We start from the raw sequence: 16,311 nt of genomic DNA, 5'->3' as shown, positions 1-16,311 counted from the left end.
CGCTCCCGGCACGCGTCCATACGTAGGAAGGGACGGTGCCGCGGACCCTGGAAACACGGCTCGGCGCGCCTGGCTAACATGGGCCCGCCGGTGGCCGTATCCGCTGCCGGGCCCGCCATCGATCAACGGGACCACCATGCTGAACAAGTACGCGCGTGCGTTCTTCACGCGTGTCCTCACTCCTTTCGCGACGCTGCTGCTGCGACTGGGAGTGAGCCCGGACACGGTCACGCTGATCGGCACCGGAGGGGTGGTTGCGGGAGCGCTGGTCTTCTACCCGCTCGGCGAGTTCTTCTGGGGCACCGTCGTCATCACGCTGTTCGTCTTCTCCGACCTCGTCGACGGCACCATGGCGCGGCAGCTGGGTCGCTCCAGCCGGTGGGGCGCCTTCCTCGACTCGACCCTCGACCGCGTCGCGGACGCGGCCGTCTTCGGCGGCATCGCGCTGTGGTACGCGGGTGGCGGCGACAGCGTCCTGATGTGCGGCGTGACGATCTTCTGCCTCGCCAGCGGCCAGGTGGTCTCCTACACGAAGGCGCGGGGGGAGAGCATCGGACTGCCGGTTAACGTCAACGGCCTTGTGGAGCGCGCCGAGCGGCTCGTGATCACACTCGTCCTGGCCGGCCTCTCGGGCTTCACGACCTTCGGCGTCCCCTACATCGGCGTGCTGCTGCCCATCGCGCTGTGGGTCGTCGCGCTCGGCAGTCTCGTCACACTCGGGCAGCGGATGGTGACCGTGCGGCGCGAGGCCGCCGAGGCGGAAGGGACGGGTGCGGCGTGAGAGGCGACGCCCGTGACCGGCTGACCGATTCGCTGTACGGGCTGGGCTGGGCCGGCGTGCGCAGACTCCCGGAACCGGCCGCGGCGGCCCTGGGCCGGAGCATCGCGGACACCGCCTGGAAGCGGCGCGGCAGGGGCGTGCGGCAGCTCGAGGCGAACCTCGCGCGTGTGGTGCCCGGAGCCTCGCCGGAGAGCCTCAGGCAGCTCTCACAGGCGGGGATGCGCTCGTACCTGCGGTACTGGATGGAATCGTTCAGGCTGCCCGTCTGGCGTGAGCGGCACATACAGGACAGCGTGCACATCCACGACCTGGACCTGCTCACCGACGGCATCGCGTCGGACCGCGGAGTGATCCTCGCCCTGCCGCACCTGGCCAACTGGGACCTGGCAGGCGCGTACGTCACCACCGTCCTGAAGACGCCCTTCAGCACCGTCGTCGAACGTCTCAAGCCCGAGTCGCTCTTCGACCGGTTCGTCGCCTACCGGGAAGGGCTCGGGATGGAGGTGCTGCCGCACTCGGGCGGCGCCGCCTTCGGCACGCTCGCGCGCCGGCTGCGGGACGGCGGCCTGGTGTGTCTCGTCGCCGACCGGGACCTGTCCTCGTCCGGGATCGAGGTGAGCTTCTTCGGCGAACGCACGCGGATGCCCGCCGGTCCCGCCCTGCTCGCACAGCAGACCGGAGCGATGCTGCTGCCGGTGACCCTCTGGTACGGGGAGTCGCCGAGGATGGAAGGCAGGGTGCATCCGCCGGTCCCGGTGCCCTCGCAGGGCACGCGCGCCGAGAAGTCCGCCGTCATGACGCAGGCCGTCGCGGACGCCTTCGCCGGGGGCATCGCCGAGCACCCGGAGGACTGGCACATGCTGCAGCGGCTGTGGCTCGCGGACCTCCCGGCCCGTCCGGGAGCCGGGGGTGCAGCCGCAGCCCCGGAGGAGGACGCCGCGGCCGGGCACGCGAAGTCCGGGGAGGAGCGGGAGAGATGAGGGTCGGGATCGTCTGCCCGTACTCCTGGGACGTCCCGGGCGGCGTGCAGTTCCACGTGCGCGACCTGGCGGAACATCTGGACGGTCTGCGGCACGAGGTGTCCGTGCTGGCACCGTCGGACGACGAGACTCCGCTGCCGCCGTACGTCGTCTCCGCGGGCCGCGCCGTTCCCGTCCCCTACAACGGCTCCGTCGCGCGGCTGAACTTCGGCTTTCTCTCCGCGGCCCGCGTACGGCGCTGGGTGCACGACGGCCGGTTCGACGTGCTGCACATCCACGAGCCGGCCACGCCCTCCCTCGCGCTGCTCACCTGCTGGGCGGCACAGGGCCCCATCGTCGCCACGTTCCACACCTCCAACCCGCGTTCGCGGGCGATGATCGCGGCGTACCCGATCCTGCAGCCCGCGCTGGAGAAGATCAGCGCGCGGATCGCGGTGAGCGAGTACGCGCGGCGCACGTTCGTCGAGCACCTCGGCGGCGACGCCGTCGTCATCCCCAACGGCGTCGACGTGGACTTCTTCGCGCGCGCCGAACCCAAGGCCGAATGGCAGGGCGGCACGATCGGCTTCATCGGACGGATCGACGAGCCCCGCAAGGGACTTCCCGTCCTGATGAAGGCCCTGCCCCGCATTCTCGAATCGCTGCCCGGGACGCGGCTGCTGGTCGCCGGGCGGGGCGACGAGGAGGAGGCGGTCGAGGGCCTTCCCGAACACGTGCGGGAGCGGATCGAGTTCCTCGGCATGGTCAGCGACGAGGACAAGGCGCGCCTGCTGCGCAGCGTCGACCTGTACGTCGCGCCCAACACCGGGGGCGAGTCCTTCGGGATCATCCTCGTCGAGGCCATGTCGGCCGGCGCGCCCGTGCTCGCCAGCGACCTGGACGCCTTCGCGCAGGTGCTCGACGGGGGAGGGGCCGGCGAACTCTTCCCCAACGAGGACCCCGACGCCCTGGCGGACGCCGCCGTGCGGCTGCTGTCCGACCCGGGGCGGCGGGAACGGCTGCGCACATACGGAAGCCGCCACGTCCGGCGCTTCGACTGGTCCACCGTCGGCGCCGACATCCTCGCCGTCTACGAGACCGTCACCGACGGCGCAGCCGCCGTGGCGCCCGACGAACGCATCGGACTCCGCGCCCGTTTCGGCCTGGGCCGTGATTGAACGCGCCGGGTGGACTCGGCGTGTGCCGCCGGCCCGGACCGCACCGGGCGGCGTGGCAGCCCGTACGTGTGCGGCCGGTGACGGCTGAAGTGCCCGGAGACAGCTGAAGAACGAGGGAGAGCGCGGCAGCGATGCCCACCATGACCACTGTGATCCTGCTCGTCGTAGCCGTGCTGCTCATCGGCGTCTACCTCAGCTGGACCGCCGGACGTCTCGACCGGCTGCATGCCCGCATCGACGCCGCGCGGGCGGCGCTGGACGCGCAGTTGCTCCGACGCGCCTCCATCGCACAGGAGTTGGCGACCGCCGGGGTGCTCGACCCGGCGGCGTCGATGGTCCTGTACCAGGCCGCGCACGACGCGAGACAGGCGCCCGAGGAGCAGCGTGAGGTCGCCGAGAGCGAACTCAGCCAGGCGCTGCGAGCCGTTTTCGACGGGAGCGCCCAGGTCGAGGCCGTCCGTGCGGCGCCGGGCGGAGAGGACGCGGCCGTCGAACTCGCCGCGGCCGTACGGCGGGTGCCGATGGCCCGCCGTTTCCACAACGACGCGGTGCGTGCCGCGCGTGCGCTCCGCCGCCATCGCACCGTCCGCTGGCTCCGCCTCGCCGGCTATGCGCCCTTCCCACTCGCCTTCGAGATGGACGACGAGCCACCGCCGGCCCTGGCCGACCGGGGCAACGGAGCGCCCGGGTAGGCGCAGCGGACGCCGCGGCGGGCGGCGGCTCGGCGAGAGGCAGGGGAGAGGGAGACGAGGGGCAGACGAGGGGCAGACGAGGGGGCACGAGAGGGACGCGGGCGGGAGCCCGCCGGGTGCTTCGTGCGCCCGGCCGGGCAGTCCACCGCAGCCGGATTGGCCCTTTTCCAAGGCCACCCCGTTCCGGGACCGTGTATGCAGCGGACCTACCATGGTCCTGTCGTACTTTTTCCTGTCGAGTGAGGTCATACGTGTCCAGCCCGTCTTCCGTGCCCTCTGCCACATCGGCCGCCCAGTCCCCCGAGACCGGCACCGCGCGTGTCAAGCGCGGCATGGCCGAGCAGCTCAAGGGCGGCGTGATCATGGACGTCGTGACGCCGGAGCAGGCGAAGATCGCCGAGGACGCCGGTGCCGTCGCGGTCATGGCGCTCGAGCGGGTCCCCGCCGACATCCGCAAGGACGGCGGTGTCGCGCGGATGTCCGACCCCGACATGATCGAGGGCATCATCGAGGCCGTCACCATCCCGGTCATGGCCAAGTCCCGCATCGGCCACTTCGTGGAGGCCCAGCTCCTCCAGGCTCTGGGCGTCGACTACATCGACGAGTCCGAGGTCCTCACCCCGGCCGACGAGGTCAACCACAGCGACAAGTTCGCGTTCACCACGCCCTTCGTGTGCGGCGCCACCAATCTCGGAGAGGCCCTGCGGCGCATCTCCGAGGGCGCCGCCATGATCCGCTCCAAGGGCGAGGCGGGCACGGGGAACGTCGTCGAGGCCGTGCGGCACATGCGCCAGATCAACGGCGACATCGGCAGGCTCAAGTCGCTGGACAGCCACGAGCTGTACGGCGCCGCCAAGGAGCTGCGCGCACCGTACGAGCTGGTCAGGGAGGTCGCCGCGCTGGGCAAGCTGCCGGTGGTCCTCTTCTCCGCCGGCGGTGTCGCCACCCCCGCGGACGCCGCGCTGATGCGCCAACTCGGCGCGGAGGGCGTCTTCGTCGGCTCCGGGATCTTCAAGTCCGGCGACCCGGCCAAGCGTGCCGCGGCGATCGTGAAGGCGACGACCTTCTACGACGACCCGAAGATCATCGCCGATGCGTCGCGCGGCCTCGGCGAGGCCATGGTGGGCATCAACTGCGACACCCTTCCCGAGGGCGAGCGGTACGCCTCCCGCGGCTGGTGAGGCGCCCCGCGCCCCCGGCCCCGCCCCCGCCTTCGGACCAGGGCAGGCAATTCAACACCCGTACGAGAGGCACCTGTTCGTGAGTACCCCCACCGTCGGCGTCCTCGCCCTGCAGGGCGACGTCCGCGAGCACTTCGCCGCCCTCGCGGCGGCGGGCGCCCGTACGTGTGCTGTGCGGCGGCCCGAGGAGCTGGCCTCGGTCGACGGCCTGGTGGTCCCCGGCGGCGAGTCGACGACGATCTCCAAGCTGGCCGCCCTCTTCGGCCTGATGGAGCCGCTGCGCGAGCGCGTGCGGGCGGGAATGCCGGCCTACGGTTCCTGCGCGGGCATGATCCTGCTCGCGGACAAGATCCTGGGCGCCGCCCCCGTGGCCTCCGGCGCGCAGGAGCAGGAGACGATCGGCGGAATCGACATGCTCGTGCGCCGCAACGCCTTCGGACGGCAGAACGAGTCCTTCGAGGCTCCGCTCGACGTCAAGGGCGTGCAGGGCGGCCCCGTCGAGGGCGTGTTCATCAGGGCCCCATGGGTGGAGTCGACGGGAGAGCGCGCCGAGGTCCTGGCCGTACACGACGGGCACACCGTCGCCGTGCGCCAGGACGCCCTGCTGGCGACGTCCTTCCATCCCGAACTCACGGGTGACCACCGCGTGCACGCGATGTTCGTGGACATGGTGCGCAGCGCGCAGGGCTGACCACCCGGTGTGCGCGCCGAGTTCGGCCGCCCGTGCCTCAAGGGGAGCGGGCCCCGGACCGGGGAGCGGGGCGGTCGGTGCCCTGAGCCGCTGGCGGTAGGATCTCCGCGTCGGTTCATGTCGGTGACGTCGAAGGAGCGAGGCTGTGTCCGGCCACTCTAAGTGGGCAACCACCAAGCACAAGAAGGCCGTGATCGATGCCAAGCGCGGCAAACTCTTCGCCAAGCTGATCAAGAACATCGAGGTCGCCGCCCGTACGGGAGGTGCCGACCCCGACGGCAACCCGACCCTCTACGACGCCATCCAGAAGGCGAAGAAGAGCTCGGTCCCCAACAAGAACATCGACAGCGCGGTCAAGCGCGGCGCCGGCCTCGAGGCGGGTGGTGCCGACTACGAGACGATCATGTACGAGGGTTACGGCCCGAACGGTGTCGCGGTGCTCATCGAGTGCCTCACCGACAACCGCAACCGTGCCGCCTCCGACGTGCGTGTCGCGATGACCCGCAACGGCGGCTCCATGGCCGACCCGGGCTCGGTCTCGTACCTCTTCAACCGCAAGGGCGTCGTGATCGTCCCCAAGGGCGGTGACGGGCTCTCCGAGGACGACGTGCTCGCGGCGGTCCTCGAGGCCGGTGCCGAGGAAGTCAACGACCTGGGCGAGAACTTCGAGGTCATCAGCGAGGCCACCGACCTCGTCGCGGTGCGCACCGCCCTGGTGGACGCGGGAATCGACTACGAGTCCGCCGACAACAGCTTCCTGCCCAGCGTGCAGGTGCCGCTGGAGGAGGACGGCGCCCGCAAGATCTTCAAGCTGATCGACGCGCTCGAGGACAGCGACGACGTGCAGAACGTCTTCGCCAACTTCGACGTCGACGACGAGGTCCTGGCGAAGGTCGACGCCTGAGGTACCGCGCCGGGCCGCCGCGCGGGCGGCCACCGCGCGGGTTCGTGCCGCCACGGCGGGCGCGCCGCGCCGTCGCCGACGTCCCGCAACTGCCGCCGGTACCGGGCCTGTTGGTGCGCTCGTGCCGGTAGGTTGCCGCCGGATTGTCGGTGCCTGCCGATAACCTGCGGGAACACAGTCGGAGCGCGAGGTGCGAGCGAGGAGGACGGGCGTGCGTGTGCTCGGTGTCGATCCGGGACTGACCCGCTGCGGCCTCGGTGTGGTCGAGGGTGTCGCCGGTAGGCCGCTGACGATGAAGGCGGTCGGCGTCGTACGCACACCGGCCGACATCTCCGTCGCCGAGCGCCTCGTACTGATCGAGCAGGGCGTCGAGCAGTGGCTCGACCGGCACCGGCCCGAAGCCGTCGCCGTGGAGCGGGTGTTCAGCCAGCACAACGTCCGCACCGTGATGGGGACGGCTCAGGCGAGCGCGGTCGCGATGCTGTGCTCCGCACGCCGCGGGCTGCCCGTGGAACTCCACACTCCCAGTGAGGTGAAGGCCGCGGTCACCGGCGCGGGCAGGGCGGAGAAGGCGCAGGTCGGCACGATGGTCATGCGGCTTCTGCGGCTCGACGAACCACCGCGTCCGGCCGACGCCGCCGACGCCCTCGCCCTCGCGATCTGTCACATCTGGCGCGCTCCGGTGCAGCAGCGCCTCAACCGCCTACAGCAGGCGCACGCGAGGCACTCCGCGGCCTCTTCCCGAGCGCCCGGCGCGCAGGCTGCCGTCACGGACGGCGCCGCACCAGCACCGAAAGGCACCGCCCGATGATCGCCTTCGTATCCGGCACCATCGCCTCACTCGCCCCCGACACCGCAGTCGTCGAAGTGGGCGGCGTGGGCATGGCCGTGCAGTGCACGCCGGGCACGCTCGCCCAGCTGCGCGTCGGGCGGCACGCGAAGCTCGCCACCTCCCTCGTCGTCCGGGAGGATTCGCTGACCCTCTACGGCTTCGACGACGAAGACGCCCGGCAGACCTTCGAGTTGCTGCAGACGGCGAGCGGCGTCGGGCCGCGCCTCGCCCAGGCCATGCTGGCCGTCCACTCGCCCGACGCGCTGCGGGCAGCCGTCTCCAGCGGTGACGAGAAGGCTCTGACGGCCGTTCCGGGCATCGGGAAGAAGGGCGCGCAGAAGCTGCTCCTGGAGCTGAAGGACCGCCTCGGTGAGCCCGTCTCCGCCGCCGCGGCCCACCTTCCGGGACAGGGAGCCGGCGTGGCGGGCACCGGTGGCTGGCGCGGCCAACTGCACTCCGCGCTCGTGGGGTTGGGGTATGCGGGACGGGAGGCGGACGAGGCCGTCGAGGCCGTCGCCCCGCAGGCCGAGGAGGCGGCGGCCTCCGGCGCTGAGCCCCCGGTGCCGCAACTGCTGCGTGCTGCGCTCCAGACGCTGAACCGGGCGCGGTGAGCCGCGGATGACCGTGTCCAGCACAGCCGCCGGCTCCCGCTGCGGGGTGCCGCAGGCGCCGCTGCCCGCCGCGGGCGCGACGCAGCCGCACCGAAACCACATGCACGGCCCGCGCACCACAGTCGGAGGCAGTCGCCATGAGCGGTGAGGAGTACGGCGGAGCCGGCGCGGCGGACGACGGCACGGACCGCCTCGTCGGCCCGGAGGCCGAGAGCGACGAGAGCGCCGTGGAGGCGGCGCTGCGCCCCAGGGAACTGAGCGAGTTCATCGGCCAGCCCAAGGTTCGCGAACAGCTCGACCTGGTGCTCAAGGCCGCCCGCCAGCGCAACGGCACGGCTGACCACGTGCTGCTCTCCGGAGCCCCCGGCCTCGGCAAGACCACACTCTCCATGATCATCGCCGCGGAGATGGGCGCCCCCATCCGCATCACCTCGGGCCCGGCCATCCAGCACGCCGGGGATCTCGCCGCGATCCTGTCCTCGCTGCAGGAGGGGGAGATCCTCTTCCTCGACGAGATCCACCGGATGTCGCGCCCCGCCGAGGAGATGCTCTACATGGCGATGGAGGACTTCCGCGTCGACGTGATCGTCGGCAAGGGCCCCGGCGCCACCGCCATCCCGCTCGAGCTGCCGCCCTTCACCCTCGTGGGGGCCACGACGCGGGCCGGGCTGCTGCCTCCGCCGCTGCGCGACAGATTCGGGTTCACCGCCCATATGGAGTTCTACGAGCCGTCCGAGCTGGAGCAGGTCGTCCACCGTTCCGCGCGCCTGCTGGAGGTGCGCACGGACGCCGAGGGCGCCGCCGAGATCGCCGGCCGCTCCCGCGGCACGCCGCGCATCGCCAACCGCCTGCTGCGGCGGGTGCGCGACTACGCCCAGGTCAAGGCGGACGGTGTCATCGACCGCGAGATCGCCTCCCGGGCTCTCGGCGTCTACGAAGTGGACGAGCGGGGCCTGGACAGGCTCGACCGTGCCGTCCTGGGCGCACTGGTGAAGCTCTTCGGAGGCGGCCCCGTCGGCCTCTCGACGCTCTCGGTGGCGGTGGGGGAGGAGCGGGAGACCGTGGAGGAGGTGGCCGAGCCCTTCCTCGTACGGGAGGGACTGCTGGCCCGCACCCCACGGGGTCGCGTCGCCACCCCGGCCGCCTGGGACCATCTGGGGACGGCCCGCCCGGCGCCCGCTCCAGGCCGCCCGGATTCCGCGGCAGGACCGGGACAAGCGGGGCTGTTCGGAGAGTGACGCGGACAGCCTCGCCCGACCAGGAACCCCCGTGGCACGCTTGACGTTGTTCCATTGGCGAGGGCTCGCTTAGACTCCGCCGACGCCGCGCCTTCACGGGCGGCACGCCCACCCCGAATCCAGGCCGCTTCACTCGCGGTCCGTCGAAGGACTTTCTCCCGCCGTGAATATCGTTACTCTCCTCCCCTTCATCGTGCTCATCGGGGCCATGTTCCTGATGACCCGGTCCGCCAAGAACAAGCAGCGTCAGGCCGCCAAGATGCGTGACGCGATGACGCCGGGCACCGGTGTCCGGACGATCGGCGGCATGTACGCCACCGTCAAGGAGATCCGCGACGACACGGTCCTCCTTGAGGTGGCTCCCGGTACGCACGCCCTCTACGCCAAGAACGCCGTCGGCGCCGTGCTCGAGCAGGAGGAGTACGAGCGGATCGTGAACGGCACGTCCGGCGAACTCGGGATCGGCGAGACCGTCGTCCCGGACGACGCCTCCTCGCTCACCTCGGACGACGACGCCGACACCTCCAAGGTGGACTTCGCCAAGGAGGACGGCGCGGACTCCTCGTCGGCCGAAGACGCCACGACCGCGGCGGACGCGAAGGACGAGCAGGCAAAGGGCGACGACCGGCCCGAGGATGCCAAGCGGAAGGGCACCGACTCCGAGTAAGGTCGGCGCCGCCGGGCCACTGACCGGGCCCGGCGGCGGAGCACGTCCGCAGACCATTTGTGCGCCGCGTGGCGGCCCCACTCAACTCCTGGGCCGGCACCGGCTGCTGGGACAGGAGAGACGAGAAGGTGGCAGCACCGAAGAAAGGCCGCAGGAGCCCGGGCACCCATGCGAAACCGTGGCGTTCGCTGTTGCTGATCCTGCTGGCCCTGGTGGGCCTGACCGGGGGAACGATCTTCTCCGGTCACCACACCCCCCGGCTGGGCATCGATCTCGCCGGAGGTACGAGCATCACGCTCGAGGCCAAGAACCAGCCGGGGAAACCGAACGCGATCAACCAGACCAACATGGAAACCGCCGTGGGCATCATCGAGCGGCGGGTCAACGGTCTGGGTGTCTCGGAGGCCGAGGTCCAGACCCAGGGCGACCGGCACATCATCGCGAACATCCCCCGCGGCACCAACGAGAAGCAGGCGCGTGAACAGGTCGGTACGACCGCCAAGCTGGCCTTCCGGCCGGTGCTGACGTACATGCCGACCACCAAGCAGCCCGAGCCGCCGAAGCAGTCGCCGTCGCAGTCCCCCTCCAAGTCGCCCTCGCAGTCCAGCGGACCCGAGAGCGGCCAGGGCCAGGAGGACGGCAGCAAGGGCGACCAGGGCCGTGCCGTCACCGACGGGCTCAAGGCGAAGGCCGCGCCCGCCGACGACAAGCCCAGTCCCAAGCCGGACAAGACCACGCCGCCGCCCACCGCGCCTCCGCAGCAGCAGCAACCGCCGGGCGTCCCGGCGGAGCTGGCGACGAAGCTGCAGAAGCTGGACTGCAACGGCAAGCAGGCCAAGGCCAAGGTGAGCGAGCGTGCCTCCACCGCCAAGTCGAGCGAGCCGGTGCTCGCCTGCGACTCGAAGGAGAAGATCAAGTACGTTCTCGGGCCCGTCGGGGTCGATGGCAAGAACGTCTCCGACGCCAAGGCGCAGTTCGACCAGCAGCGCGGTCAGTGGATCGTCACGATGTCCTTCGACAGCAAGGGCTCCGACGACTTCGGTGACACCACGGGCAAGCTCGCCAAGAAGCAGCAGCCGCAGAACCAGTTCGCGATCGCCCTGGACGGCGAGGTCGTCTCCGCGCCCTCCGTGAGCCAGCGGCTGTCTTCCAACGCCGAGATCTCCGGCAGCTTCACCCAGGAGTCCGCCCAGGAGCTGGGCAACATCCTCTCCTACGGCGCCCTGCCCCTCACCTTCGAGGAGTCGGACGTCACGACGGTCACTCCCGCGCTGGGCAGCGAGCAGCTGAAGGCCGGTCTCATCGCGGGTGCGATCGGGCTGGCACTCGTGGTGATCTACCTCGTGGCGTACTACCGCGGGCTGTCACTGATCGCGATTCTGAGCCTGCTCGTCTCCGCGGTGCTGACCTACACGCTCATGTCGCTGCTCGGACCGGCCATCGGCTTCGCGCTCAACCTCCCGGCCGTGTGCGGTGCGATCGTCGCCATCGGTATCACCGCGGACTCGTTCATCGTCTACTTCGAACGCATCCGCGACGAGATCCGCGAGGGACGCACGCTGCGGCCCGCCGTGGAGCGTGGCTGGCCGCGCGCCCGGCGAACGATCCTGGTCTCCGACTTCGTGTCGTTCCTCGCCGCCGCGGTGCTGTTCATCGTCACCGTCGGCAAGGTGCAGGGCTTCGCGTTCACGCTGGGACTGACCACGCTCCTCGACGTCGTCGTGGTCTTCTTCTTCACCAAGCCGCTGATGACGGTGCTGGCACGCACGAAGTTCTTCGCCAGCGGCCATCCGTGGTCCGGTCTCGATCCGACAAGGCTCGGGGCCAAACCTCCACTGCGCCGCGGCCGACGCCCGTCCGCCGTCCGCACCGACCCGAAGGAGGCCTGAGATGTCGCGACTCGGCAACCTCGGTGCCCGGCTCTACCGCGGTGACGTCGGCTACGACTTCGTCGGCAAGCGCAAGCTCTGGTACGGCGTCTCCATCCTGATCACGATCACGGCGATCGTGGGTCTCGTGGTACGCGGCCTCAACATGGGCATCGAGTTCGAGGGCGGCGCGGTCCTCACGACGCCCAAGACGACGGCCAGCGTGCAGCACACGACCGAGGTCGTAGAGAAGGGCTCCGGGCGCCAGGCCATCGTGCAGCAGCTGGGCAACGGCGGCATGCGCATCCAGATCGCCGGTCTGGACACGGCCAAGTCGACCGATGTGAAGGAGGCCATCTCCAAGGAACTCAAGGTCGACCCCAACCGGATCGACACCCAGCTCGTCGGGCCCAGCTGGGGTGAGCAGATCGCCAACAAGGCGTGGCTGGGTCTGGGGATCTTCATGATCCTCGTGGTGATCTATCTGGCCATCGCCTTCGAGTGGCGGATGGCGCTGGCTGCATTGATCGCGCTGATCCACGACATCACGATCACCGTCGGCATCTATTCGCTCGTCGGGTTCGAAGTCACGCCGGGCACCGTCATCGGTCTGCTGACGATTCTCGGTTACTCCCTCTACGACACCGTCGTCGTCTTCGACAGCCTGAGAGAGAGCAACCGGGGCGTCACCAAACAGACGCGCTACACCTACGGCGAAGTCGCCAACCGCAGCATCAACTCCACCCTGGTGCGCTCCATCAACACGACGGTCGTGGCGCTGCTGCCCGTCGCGGGGCTGCTCTTCATCGGCGGCGGTCTGCTGGGCGGCGGCATGCTCAACGACATCGCCCTCTCCCTGTTCGTGGGCCTCGCGGCCGGGGCGTACTCCTCGATCTTCATCGCGACGCCGCTCGTCGCGGACTTCAAGGAGCGTCAGCCGGAGATGAAGGCGCTGGCCCGCCGTGTGCGGGCCAAGCGGCTCAAGAACGAGGACCGCGAGGGGAGCGGCGAGGACGGGCCGGAGGACGGGCAGTCCGACGGCTTCGAGGGCCCCGGTGACGGCGGTGTGCCGGTCCTGGACGGCGGTGCCCCCGCGGCGGCCGGTGCAGGGGTCGTCGGCCCGCGCGGCGGGAGTGAGGCCTCCGGCTCCCGCGGCCAGCGGCGCCAGCCGCCTTCCCGCAACCGCAGCCGCAACCGTCCCTCCGGAAAGCGCAGGTGATCCGATGACCGGCATAAGTGAGCCGGAGGCCGCGGCCCCCGAGGCCGTGCGGGAGATGCTGCTCGGCCGTATCCGGGACGTCGCGGACTACCCGGTGCCCGGCGTGATGTTCAAGGACATCACGCCGCTGCTCGCCGACCCCGAGGCGTTCACGGTGCTCACCGACACGCTCGCCGCTCTCTGCTCCCGGCGCGGCGCCACCAAGGTCGTCGGCCTCGAGGCGCGGGGCTTCATCCTCGCCGCCCCGGCGGCGGTGTGTGCGGGCCTCGGCTTCGTCCCCGTCCGCAAGGCCGGCAAGCTCCCCGGCGCGACGCTCGCGCAGTCATACGAGCTGGAGTACGGCACCGCCGAGATGGAGGTGCACGCCGAGGACCTCACCGAGAAGGACCGGGTGCTGATCGTCGACGACGTGCTGGCGACGGGCGGCACCGCCGAGGCCTCGCTGGAGCTGGTGAGGCGGGCCGGAGCGCAGGTCGCCGGCATCGCGGTCCTGATGGAGATCGGGTTCCTCGGCGGCCGGGACAGGCTGAAGCCCGCGCTGCACGATGCCCCGTTGGACGCGTTGGTCACGGTCTGACCACGACAGGACGCAACGAGGCGGTCACCCGGTACGTTCTCTCCAGGAGACGCGGGTGACCGCCGTCGTGCTGTGGCCGTACCGCCGGTGGCGGGCGGGGTCGCCTCCGGGGTCGATACCATGGCAGCAGTCCGACCTGGGGTCCAACGAGGAGTGCTCTTGCCAGACGAGGCCCAGCCGTACACGGCGGCACAGCGTCACGACGCCGAGCCCGGCGGGCCCGGCGCACTCGCCGCGGCCCCGGACGAGCTGCCTCGGGACGGGGCCGACGCCGCGGAGCGTGAGCATCGCGTTTCCCGTACGCCTGCCGGCCAGCAGCGCGGCAGCCGCGGCACGACCGGTTCCGCGCACGAGGACGGAAGCGGCGCCAATACCGCCGGTACCACCGTCGAGGAGCGCGGCGCCGCCGCCGCGGATCCCTCGGACGGGAAGGCCCACAGCGAGCGTGTGGCCCCTGCCCGCGCCGTCTCGGGCGTCTCGGGCCGCTCCGGCTCCTCCAACCGCGTACGGGCCCGGCTCGCGCGTCTCGGCGTGCAGCGTTCCAGCCCCTTCAACCCCGTCCTGGAACCGCTGCTGCGGATAGTGCGCGGCAACGACCCGAAGATCGAGTCGGCGACGCTGCGCCAGATCGAGCACGCCTACCAGGTCGCAGAGCGCTGGCACCGCGGCCAGAAGCGCAAGAGCGGCGACCCGTACATCACGCATCCGCTCGCCGTCACCACCATCCTCGCGGAGCTCGGCATGGACCCGGCGACGCTCATGGCGGGGCTGCTCCACGACACCGTCGAGGACACCGAGTACGGGCTGGACGCCCTCCGGCGCGACTTCGGCGAGCAGGTGGCCCTCCTCGTCGACGGCGTCACCAAGCTGGACAAGGTCAAGTTCGGGGAGGCGGCGCAGGCGGAGACGGTACGCAAGATGGTCGTCGCCATGGCCAAGGACCCACGGGTGCTGGTCATCAAGCTCGCCGACCGCCTGCACAACATGCGCACCATGCGCTACCTGAAGCGGGCGAAGCAGGAGCAGAAGGCCCGGGAGACCCTGGAGATCTTCGCACCGCTCGCGCACCGCCTCGGCATGAACACCATCAAGTGGGAGCTGGAGGACCTCGCCTTCGCGATCCTCTACCCGAAGATGTACGACGAGATCGTGCGGCTCGTCGCCGAGCGGGCCCCGAAGCGGGACGAGTATCTGGCCGTCGTCACCGACGAGGTCCAGGCCGACCTGCGCGCCGCCCGTATCAAGGCCACGGTCACCGGCCGTCCGAAGCACTACTACAGCGTGTACCAGAAGATGATCGTCCGTGGCCGGGACTTCGCGGAGATCTACGACCTGGTCGGCATCCGCGTCCTGGTGGACACCGTCCGCGACTGCTATGCGGCGCTGGGCACCGTGCACGCCCGGTGGAACCCGGTTCCCGGCCGGTTCAAGGACTACATCGCGATGCCGAAGTTCAACATGTACCAGTCGCTGCACACGACGGTGATAGGGCCCGGGGGCAAGCCCGTCGAGCTGCAGATCCGCACCTTCGACATGCACCGCCGCGCCGAGTACGGCATCGCCGCCCACTGGAAGTACAAGCAGCAGGCCGTCGCCGGAGCCTCCAAGGTGCGCACGGACGTCCCCAAGGGCACCGGCAAGGGCGACGAGCACGTCAACGACATGTCCTGGCTGCGCCAGCTGCTGGACTGGCAGAAGGAGACCGAGGACCCGGGCGAGTTCCTGGAGTCGCTGCGCTTCGACCTCTCCCGCAACGAGGTCTTCGTCTTCACCCCGAAGGGCGACGTCATCGCGCTGCCCGCGGAGGCCACGCCCGTCGACTTCGCCTACGCCGTGCACACCGAGGTCGGGCACCGCACCATCGGTGCCCGCGTCAACGGACGTCTCGTGCCGCTGGAGTCGACGCTCGAGAACGGCGACACGGTCGAGGTCTTCACCTCCAAGTCCCCTGGCGCCGGGCCGTCCCGCGACTGGCTGGGCTTCGTCAAGTCGCCCCGCGCCCGCAACAAGATCCGGGCCTGGTTCACCAAGGAACGCCGCGACGAGGCCATCGAGCAGGGCAAGGACGCCATCGTCCGCGCCATGCGCAAGCAGAACCTGCCGATCCAGCGCATCCTCACCGGCGACTCCCTCGTCACCCTCGCCCACGAGATGCGCTACGCGGACATCTCCGCCCTGTACGCCGCCATCGGCGAGGGCCATGTGTCGGCGCAGAGCGTCGTCCAGAAGCTCGTGCAGTCCCTCGGCGGGGAGGACGCCGCCAACGAGGACCTGGCCGAGACCGCGCCGCCCATGCCGGCCGCCACGCGCCGTGCCAAGCGGCGGGCGAACTCCGACCCGGGCGTCGTCGTCAAGGGCGTGGACGACGTGTGGGTCAAGCTGGCCCGCTGCTGTACGCCCGTACCCGGTGATCCCATCATCGGCTTCGTCACGAGGGGCAACGGCGTCTCCGTCCACCGCACGGACTGCGTCAACGTGGACTCCCTGACGAAGGAACCCGAGCGGATCATCGACGTGGAGTGGGCGCCCAGCCAGTCGTCCGTCTTCCTCGTCGCCATCCAGGTCGAGGCGCTCGACCGCTCCCGGCTGCTCTCGGACGTCACGCGCATCCTCTCCGACCAGCACGTCAACATCCTCTCGGCGGCCGTGCAGACTTCCCGGGACCGGGTCGCCACCTCCCGTTTCACCTTCGAGATGGGCGACCCGAAGCATCTCGGGCACGTACTGAAGGCGGTCCGCAGCGTGGAGGGTGTCTACGACGTCTACCGGGTGACCTCGGCCCGCCGGCCGTCCTGACCCCGGGGTCGTCCCGGCCGTGGCGCCTCGGCCCTCGGCCTCCGGTGCGCACACAATGACGGTGCGCTGCCCGCCACCGCGGACAGCGCACCGGCTTTCGGCCCCGGAGTCTCCTGC

15 protein-coding genes are annotated in these 16,311 nt (G+C 70.7%); all 15 read left to right on the top strand.

The features are described from left to right. Positions 1-136 precede the first annotated feature (136 nt). Complete coding sequence (pgsA, locus tag EV375_RS02330) at positions 137-781, top strand: phosphatidylinositol phosphate synthase (protein ID WP_130297963.1); 645 nt, start codon at positions 137-139, stop codon at positions 779-781. Next, on the top strand, positions 778-1,761 hold the full coding sequence (locus EV375_RS02325; protein WP_130297962.1) for a phosphatidylinositol mannoside acyltransferase: 984 nt from the start codon (positions 778-780) through the stop codon (positions 1,759-1,761). Before pgsA ends, EV375_RS02325 begins: the two co-directional genes overlap by 4 nt. Then, positions 1,758-2,918 (top strand): glycosyltransferase family 4 protein, encoded by a 1,161-nt coding sequence (locus tag EV375_RS02320; protein WP_130297961.1) that lies wholly within the window; start codon positions 1,758-1,760, stop codon positions 2,916-2,918. The genes EV375_RS02325 and EV375_RS02320 overlap by 4 nt, the downstream gene beginning before the upstream one ends. A gap of 131 nt (positions 2,919-3,049) precedes the next feature. Further along, positions 3,050-3,610: a hypothetical protein gene (locus tag EV375_RS02315; RefSeq protein WP_130297960.1), complete on the top strand. Its 561-nt coding sequence runs from the start codon at positions 3,050-3,052 to the stop codon at positions 3,608-3,610. Between the two features lie 269 nt (positions 3,611-3,879). Further along, positions 3,880-4,791, top strand: a complete 912-nt coding sequence (pdxS, locus tag EV375_RS02310) for a pyridoxal 5'-phosphate synthase lyase subunit PdxS (RefSeq protein WP_486588232.1) — start codon at positions 3,880-3,882, stop codon at positions 4,789-4,791. 79 nt (positions 4,792-4,870) lie between these two features. Beyond that, complete coding sequence (pdxT, locus tag EV375_RS02305) at positions 4,871-5,482, top strand: pyridoxal 5'-phosphate synthase glutaminase subunit PdxT (protein WP_130297958.1); 612 nt, start codon at positions 4,871-4,873, stop codon at positions 5,480-5,482. Between the two features lie 145 nt (positions 5,483-5,627). Beyond that, complete coding sequence (locus EV375_RS02300; protein WP_130297957.1) at positions 5,628-6,386, top strand: YebC/PmpR family DNA-binding transcriptional regulator; 759 nt, start codon at positions 5,628-5,630, stop codon at positions 6,384-6,386. Between the two features lie 211 nt (positions 6,387-6,597). Next, positions 6,598-7,197, top strand: coding sequence for a crossover junction endodeoxyribonuclease RuvC (ruvC, locus tag EV375_RS02295; protein WP_130297956.1), 600 nt, complete (start codon positions 6,598-6,600; stop codon positions 7,195-7,197). Next, positions 7,194-7,829, top strand: a complete 636-nt coding sequence (gene ruvA, locus EV375_RS02290) for a Holliday junction branch migration protein RuvA (RefSeq protein ID WP_130297955.1) — start codon at positions 7,194-7,196, stop codon at positions 7,827-7,829. Before ruvC ends, ruvA begins: the two co-directional genes overlap by 4 nt. Positions 7,830-7,966: 137 nt before the next feature. Further along, on the top strand, positions 7,967-9,067 hold the full coding sequence (gene ruvB, locus EV375_RS02285) for a Holliday junction branch migration DNA helicase RuvB (protein WP_486588231.1): 1,101 nt from the start codon (positions 7,967-7,969) through the stop codon (positions 9,065-9,067). 163 nt (positions 9,068-9,230) lie between these two features. After that, positions 9,231-9,734 (top strand): preprotein translocase subunit YajC, encoded by a 504-nt coding sequence (gene yajC, locus EV375_RS02280; RefSeq protein ID WP_130297954.1) that lies wholly within the window; start codon positions 9,231-9,233, stop codon positions 9,732-9,734. Positions 9,735-9,862: 128 nt separating this feature from the next. Further along, positions 9,863-11,623, top strand: coding sequence for a protein translocase subunit SecD (secD, locus tag EV375_RS02275; RefSeq protein ID WP_130297953.1), 1,761 nt, complete (start codon positions 9,863-9,865; stop codon positions 11,621-11,623). A 1-nt stretch (position 11,624) separates the two neighbouring features. Beyond that, entirely contained in the window at positions 11,625-12,821 is a 1,197-nt protein-coding gene (gene secF / locus EV375_RS02270) for a protein translocase subunit SecF (protein WP_130297952.1), read from the top strand. Positions 12,822-12,825: 4 nt separating this feature from the next. Continuing rightward, positions 12,826-13,398 (top strand): adenine phosphoribosyltransferase, encoded by a 573-nt coding sequence (locus tag EV375_RS02265; protein ID WP_130297951.1) that lies wholly within the window; start codon positions 12,826-12,828, stop codon positions 13,396-13,398. Positions 13,399-13,551: 153 nt separating this feature from the next. Next, positions 13,552-16,194, top strand: coding sequence for a RelA/SpoT family protein (locus tag EV375_RS02260; protein ID WP_486588230.1), 2,643 nt, complete (start codon positions 13,552-13,554; stop codon positions 16,192-16,194). Positions 16,195-16,311 lie beyond the last annotated feature (117 nt).

This window comes from Streptomyces sp. CNZ301, assembly GCF_004217425.1.
Note: the sequence above shows the minus strand (reverse complement) of the source record. Positions and strands in the feature narration are given on the sequence as shown.